This window comes from Bacillota bacterium (genome assembly GCA_033549065.1).
Taxonomy (GTDB): domain Bacteria; phylum Bacillota; class Dethiobacteria; order DTU022; family DTU022; genus JAWSUE01.
In genome coordinates this window covers 1-4,603 of sequence record JAWSUE010000009.1, presented here as the reverse complement: position 1 = coordinate 4,603, position 4,603 = coordinate 1, and the positions used below count along the sequence as shown (strand labels likewise).

The 4,603-nt window shown below is 45.0% G+C and carries 5 protein-coding genes; 2 read left to right on the top strand and 3 right to left on the bottom strand.

From position 1 onward, the window contains the following. Positions 1–282 (top strand): galactokinase (locus SCJ97_07290; protein ID MDW7739844.1); only part of this gene is annotated, 282 nt, incomplete at its 5' end. A gap of 94 nt (positions 283–376) precedes the next feature. Beyond that, positions 377–1,588, top strand: a complete 1,212-nt coding sequence (gene tyrS / locus SCJ97_07285; GenBank protein ID MDW7739843.1) for a tyrosine--tRNA ligase — start codon at positions 377–379, stop codon at positions 1,586–1,588. 85 nt (positions 1,589–1,673) lie between these two features. Here the strand turns inward: tyrS and acs are convergent, their stop codons facing one another. The 3 genes from acs to SCJ97_07270 form a co-directional block, all read right to left on the bottom strand. After that, positions 1,674–3,623, bottom strand: coding sequence for an acetate--CoA ligase (gene acs / locus SCJ97_07280; protein ID MDW7739842.1), 1,950 nt, complete (start codon positions 3,621–3,623; stop codon positions 1,674–1,676). A gap of 67 nt (positions 3,624–3,690) precedes the next feature. Beyond that, positions 3,691–4,380 carry a hypothetical protein gene (locus tag SCJ97_07275; GenBank protein MDW7739841.1) on the bottom strand — a complete coding sequence of 230 codons (690 nt, stop codon included), beginning with the start codon at positions 4,378–4,380 and terminating at the stop codon, positions 3,691–3,693. Positions 4,381–4,422: 42 nt separating this feature from the next. Next, positions 4,423–4,603, bottom strand: a 181-nt coding sequence (locus SCJ97_07270) for a hypothetical protein (protein MDW7739840.1), incomplete at its 5' end; no start/stop codon positions are given.

Here is a 4,603-nt window from a genome sequence, read left to right as displayed (position 1 = left end):
ATGATGAATCGTTCCCATGCCGGGCTGCGAGATCTTTATGAAGTCAGTTCTCCCGAACTGGATCTTATTACCGAAACGGCTCTTTCTGTCAAGGGTGTGGTCGGCACACGGATGACCGGCGCCGGATTTGGCGGATGCGCTGTAGTTTTACTGGCAAAAAGCCAAATCGAAGATGTTACCGAACAGGTCAGCCGCAAATTTGCCGAGTTCGGTTGGACGGAACCCGGTTACTATCTTACCTCGGCTGCTGCCGGAATTGAGGTGGAGAAAGCAGCTGACTGAAGAGAATCTTAAAATAATGTCCTTCGGGTCATTTCTTATGATAGAATAACAGGGATGTGCAATAGATAAGCGCAGAGTAATGGAGGTATAGGTTATGGGTTTATTAAGTGCAGCGGAACAGTATGAAATACTTGCTGAAAACACTGCTGAAATTATTACAGAAGAAGAATTTAAGAAAAAACTGGAAAGAAGTGTAACTGAAAAAAAGCCGCTTCGCTGCAAACTGGGTATTGATCCTTCTGCTCCCGATTTACACCTGGGCCATGCTGTAGTTCTTCATAAATTAAGGCAATTTCAGGAACTTGGCCATCACATAATTATTATCCTGGGGGATTTTACCGGAATGGTCGGTGATCCCACTGGAAGGTCGGAAACCCGCAAACAGCTGACTGAAGCCGAAGTTATGGCTAACGCCCGGACATACCAGGAACAGATCTTTCATATATTGGATAAGGATAAAACCGAACTTGTATTCAACAGCCAGTGGCTGGCTAAATTAACCTTTGCGGATGTAATCAGGCTTGCTTCATCTCTAACTGTGGCCAGAATGATGGAACGGGAAGACTTTACTAAACGTTACCAGGAGAATATTCCGATCAGCATACATGAATTTTTCTATCCATTGATGCAGGGTTATGATTCGATTGCAATCAGGGCTGATATTGAATTCGGAGCCACCGAACAAAAATTTAACCTCTTGATGGGACGGCAGCTGCAGCGGGATTACGGCCAGGAACCTCAGGTAGCCTTCACTATGCCCATATTGGTCGGGACAGATGGCGTTCAGAAGATGAGTAAGAGTCTGGGCAATTACATTGGGATAACAGAGCACCCCGATGAAATATACGGGAAAACCATGTCAATTTCTGATGCATTAATGCCAGAATATTTTCATCTGGCAACTTCGCTGAGTTCCCATGAAATTAAAGATATCCTTAGCAATATGAAAAAACAGATCCTGCATCCCCGGGATGCAAAAATGCGTCTGGCTCGTGAAATTGTAACGCTTTACCATGGTGAAAAAGCGGCTCGAGATGCGGAGCTGCGCTTCAAAAAAGTATTCCAGAAAGGTGAAATACCCAGCGAAATGGGTTCATTTGACTGCAAGGCGCCTTCGCCGGTTGTCGACATCATGGTCAGGTCAGGATTGGTATCAAGTAAAAGTGAAGCTCGTCGCCTGATTCAACAGGGTGGGGTCAGAATTAACGGTGAAACTGTAGGTTCAACGGATCTCGAGTTAACCAGCAAAGAAGAAGTGGTTCTGCAGGTTGGGAAGCGTAAATTCCTGAAGATTATCGTTTGCTGATTTACCGTTGAAGATCATACATAAAGGTGTAAGTAAAAATTTAATAAAGGCTGTCCCTTTTCTTAACAGGGACAGCCTTTATAGATTATTTTTCGCTGTATCCATCCTTGATTGCTGCGACGACCTGTGGATCCATCAGGGTTGTAACGTCACCCAGCTCTCTTTTTTCGGCAATATCCCTCAGGAGACGACGCATGATTTTACCGCTGCGAGTTTTCGGTAATTCGTAAGTGAAGAATATTTCTTCAGGACGTGCAATCGCTCCGATTTTTTTACCAACATGTTTTTTTAGTTCCTCTACCAGTTCTTCACTGCCGTCGATGCCTTCTTTCAGGGTTACAAATGCAGTGATGGCGTGCCCCTTGATCTCATGTACTTTCCCAATTACAGCAGCTTCGGCGACCGCATGATGATCGACCAGGGCACTTTCAACTTCCATGGTACCAATCCTGTGACCGGAAACATTCAGAACGTCATCAACGCGGCCCATGATCCAGAAATAACCGTCCTTATCCTTCCAGGCTCCGTCACCGGTAAAATAAAGTCCAGGATACTGTTTCCAGTATGTATACTCATATCTTTCATTATCCCTATAGAGAGTTCTTAACATGGCTGGCCAGGGAGATTTAATCACCAGGAATCCACGCTGGCCCGGACCGGTCGGTTTCCCCCGATCATCGACCACATCGGCTTCTATTCCCGGGAACGGTTTGGTTGCCGAACCGGGCTTCAGTGGTGTCACACCCGGTAGGGGTGTGATCATGATCATCCCGGTTTCGGTCTGCCACCAGGTATCAACAATCGGGCACTTGCCTTTGCCGATATGCTCGTGATACCAAAGCCACGCTTCAGGGTTAATCGGTTCTCCAACGGATCCAAGAAGTCGCAGACTCGAAAGATCTCGATTATCCGGGTACTGGTTACCCCAGCGCATGAATGATCGGATTGCCGTTGGCGCTGTGTAAAATACATTGACTTTATACTTTTCAACCAGCTCCCAGAAACGGTCCCGTGCCGGATAATCGGGAGTTCCTTCATAGATAAAGGTAGTTGCTCCGTTAGAGAGTGGTCCATATACGATATAGCTGTGGCCGGTAACCCAGCCGATATCGGCCGTACACCAGTAAATATCATCTTCCTGGTAGTCGAAAACGTAACGAAACGTAGAGTTTACTCCAACCAGGTATCCTCCGGTGGTATGGAGAATCCCTTTTGGTTTTCCCGTAGTTCCGCTGCTGTAAAGAATGAAAAGAGGGTCTTCAGCGTCCATTATAACCGATTCACAATCGGCTTTTGCATCTTTCATCAAATCAGCCCAGTCAAGGTCGCGACCATCTTTAACCTTGTAAGGGGTACCTGTTCTTTCCACGATTACAACCTTTTCGATGGAAGGGCATTCACTCAGTATTTCCTCGGCCGCGTCTCTCATCGTGATAACCTTACCACGTCGGTATGCCCCATCAGCGGTAACCAGGACCTTTGATTCAGAATCAAGGATCCGATCTTTCAGCGCTTCCGGACTGAAGCCACCAAAAACCACGCTGTGAATTGCTCCGATGCGGGTACATGCAAGCATGGCGATAACCGCTTCCGGAATCATGGGCATCCAGATGGTCACGGCATCACCTTTTCTGATTCCCAGGTTGTGCAATACAGAACTGAATTTGTTAACTTCAAGGAGCAGCTGCCGGTAAGTCAGGCTCAAAGAATCACCCTGTTCACCTTCAAAAAGCAGAGCAGTTTTGTCTCCCAGGCCATTATTGACATGGCGATCAAGGCAGTTAAAGGAAACATTTAATTTGCCGTTAACAAACCATTTATAATAAGGAGGATTACTGTCGTCCAAAGTGCTCTTCCATTTTTCAAACCACTCCAGATTTTCGGCCATCTTAGCCCAATAATCGAGACGATCTTTTTCAGCAGCCTTATATAAGCTGTCATCCTTGGCCAGGGTTTTTTCAACAAAACTGCCGGACGGCAGAAATGGTTTTACGTGTTCTTCGCTGAAAATTTCTCCATGATCAGATTTTGACATTTATATACCCCCTTCAGAGAATTAGTTGTATCCTATTCAACGCTAAGGAGTCGAATTCCTTCAAAATTCAGTCAATATTATTCCTTTTAATTTCAGCTGTGCCCAGGCAGCAGCCTTCAAAGAGGTTGATGCAGTTTTGATCGGTATTGGCCCCTACCCTGGCCAGCAAAATATTACAGGGGTGTTCTCTTATCTCCGGGTCTACTGTTTCCCAGAGGGTGAAATTATATGGTTTGAAGAAATCAATCATAAATTGGCGGTAGGCCCAGGCTGAAAGACCTGTATTATCCAAATCCCAACCGTAAACTGAATGAACGGCAATGGTGATAAAGTCCTCAAAGTATGTAAAGTCAGGATTTTTAAATAAAGAATTGAGCAGCTCCCTTGTAATACCCATCTTCCGCCACTGTGGATCTGTTTCCAACCCCCCCAGTTCGATCAATCGGGAAAAACATCGCTCTTTCCACCATGGGAAATCCGGTTTCTGGAAAGATATATATGAAATGACAGTGTTTGCTAGCGATGCGGTAAAAATTAAGCCATCCGGCTGCTGGGCCAGTTCAGTCAGGGCAATATGCTGCTTACTGGCCGGACGGAAGCTGTTTAATCCCAGGGCAAACTTATAATCTCTTATCTGTCGACTATCGGCAGGTCCTCTGATATGTATTTTCCCCAGGGTTGTCGGCAGGAAGAAATTTATTGAATCTATCGAAGGTTTTTCAAAAACAAAACAGTCACCGGCGATTCTTTCATCCATTTTTAAAGAACCTCCATTTATTAATCTATTACATATCGATTACTATAAATCCTTCATTAATTTTACTGCAAAATAAGCTCGTATTACCTTGACATCACCTAGGCCCTGTGCTAATATATACTTTGCACTAAAAAGCTTCAAAAAGTTCCGCTCTTTGAAAACTGGATAGGGTAAGGAAGGGTCTCTATTAAGAGATCTTGTGACCAGATAATTTTGAGTGAAG